Annotated in this window: 1 protein-coding gene; it reads left to right on the top strand. The window is 44.0% G+C overall.

Annotated features, from left to right (window positions below; translation table 11 throughout):
* The first annotated feature begins 418 nt into the window (after positions 1–418).
* Positions 419–1,891, top strand: coding sequence for an MBOAT family protein (locus QUA74_RS29640; protein WP_333336329.1), 1,473 nt, complete (start codon positions 419–421; stop codon positions 1,889–1,891).
* Positions 1,892–2,242: the final 351 nt, after the last annotated feature.

Here is a 2,242-nt window from a genome sequence, read left to right as displayed (position 1 = left end):
CTATTCACTTCAGTTATACGTGAGCCGATTTTAGCAAACTTTAGTAGTGGTGGCCTTGTCTAGAATACATAGATGATGTTTTTTGTCAATGCGTAAGTCCTATTAGATTTTTTTCACCGAATTTTATATTGTTCGTAAGAGAGTTAATTTATAGCAGGCAAGATTTATTTAATTTGCAACAGCATTTAACCTTTGTGCTGTAAAATGTAGCAGTTCTCAGTTGCCGACTATATAGTAGAGACTTACCGAGGGCCTGTTTTCGTGTCGGCGATCGGCTAAAATCCCTGATAAATCTCGTTCTTAGCAAAGTCTCGATTAATAAAAATAATGCAACAGTAGGCTCGTAATCCAAACCCATACCAAATAAGCCATTCTCAATTCTAAAATCCAAAATCTAAAATCCAAAATCTAAAATGGTATGACTTTCATCTCCCTTCAATATGCCCTGTTTCTATTGGTTTTGTTCGCGGCTTACTGGTTGGTTCCGCTGCGGTGGTGGCGGCTGTTCATCATGTTGGTGGGTAGTTTAATTTTTTACGCTTCGCTGCAAATTTGGTACATTCCTCTGCTGTTAGTTGGTGCTTTGTTTAATTACTGCTTGGCGATGGCGATTGGGGAACCTCTGGATTGGCGGATTGCTAATGAATCTTGGAACCGCCGCCGTTTGTTGCTGCTGTGGATAGGCATCTGCCTGAATGTGTTGCTGCTTCTGGGCTTTAAGTATGTGCCTTTTTTATTGAGTTCGATCGGCACTTTGTTAAATTGGCCTTTAGCTATCGACGGGGCTGACTGGGTGAAAAGTCACGTCATCGCACCCCTGGGATTGAGTTTCTTTTGCTTTGAGTGCATTGCTTATTTGATTGACGTGTACCGAGGCGCGCCTGCTGCTACTTCGCTGCTGCACTTTGCTGCTTACAAGTTGTTTTTTCCAAAACTGATTTCCGGGCCGATTACTCGGTATCACAACTTGATATATCAACTGAAAACTCAGCAATTTCCGACGCCCGATCGCATTTCTGAGGGACTTTGGACGATCGCCTTTGGTGCAGTAAAAAAAGGTCTTTTCGCAGATAACTTGGGAATTTATGTCGATTTAAGCTTTACCAACTTGCAGCGGGCGGGTAGCGAGGATTTGTGGCTGGCTATTTTTGCTTACGGGCTGCAACTTTATCTCGATTTTAGTGGCTATGTTGACATGGCGCGCGGTACTGCTTTGCTGCTGGGTTGGTATTTGCCACCAAATTTTGATTTTCCTTATTTTAGTGCCAGCATAGCTGATTTTTGGCGACGCTGGCACATGACTTTAGGCGATTGGCTACGCAATTATTTGTATTTTCCTTTGGGCGGTTCGCGAGTCGGTTTGTGGCACACTTGTCTGAATTTGTCGATCGTCATGTTAATTGCGGGAATTTGGCACGGGGCAGCTTGGGGATTTATTGTGTGGGGGGGTTTACACGGTTTAGCTTTGGCGGTTCACAGGTTGACTGATGTGCTGTTTAAGCGGTTGCGGAGCGAGTTTTTGTGGGAAAATCCGATCGGGATTGCGATCGGTTGGCTATTGACTCAGGCGATGGTTTTTGGTACTTGGATTTTTTTCCGACTTCCCGATTTAAAGGATTCTGGATGGGCGATTTCGCATTTGTGGGGGCACCCTGCTGACGTGCAGTTTGCAGATAAAGTTTATGTGGAAGCTTTGGGTTTGGAAAGAGTACATTTAACTTGGATGTTGGCTGCTTTGGCTGTGGCGATGCTGGGGAATTATGCGTTGAGTCGGGGTTTGAAGTTGGAGTTAAATTGGCCTATAAAATTGGTGTTAGTGCCACTTTGTTTGTATGCGGTTTGGGTGTTGGCTCCCGAAGGCGGTTTGCCTTATATTTATTTTGATTTTTAGGGTATTATTTGATTTCCCGTAAAGTGTACAGCGCGAACCCTACGACGACATTGAGGTGCGCCGAAGTGATTCCCCGCTACCTATTAGTGTCAACTTAAGCTTTTAGTTCGCCAGTCCTCCCGCTGACCCAACAGTCCGCCAGGGAATGAATTCCCTGTCTCATAGCTAAAGTCCTCTCACAGAGGACTGAAGAACTCATTAGTCCTCATAAGCTGTTACGCATTTAAACCATTAACGATCCAGGTAATACCATTTTTTTAAAGATGTGATAGAGCAATAGTCCGGACAGTTTTTATATAGCCCAATGGCTTATGCTCGCTTGACTTTGAGCCACTGTGGATAATTAAATCA

The organism is Microcoleus sp. LAD1_D3 (assembly GCF_036702135.1).
Lineage (GTDB): Bacteria > Cyanobacteriota > Cyanobacteriia > Cyanobacteriales > Microcoleaceae > Microcoleus.
This window is presented reverse-complemented; position numbering and strand designations above follow the sequence as displayed.

Bases quoted from the DNA above. Each gene is read 5' to 3' on its own strand.
- QUA74_RS29640 (WP_333336329.1), top strand. From the start codon at position 419: ATGACTTTCATCTCCCTTCAATATGCCCTGTTTCTATTGGTTTTGTTC.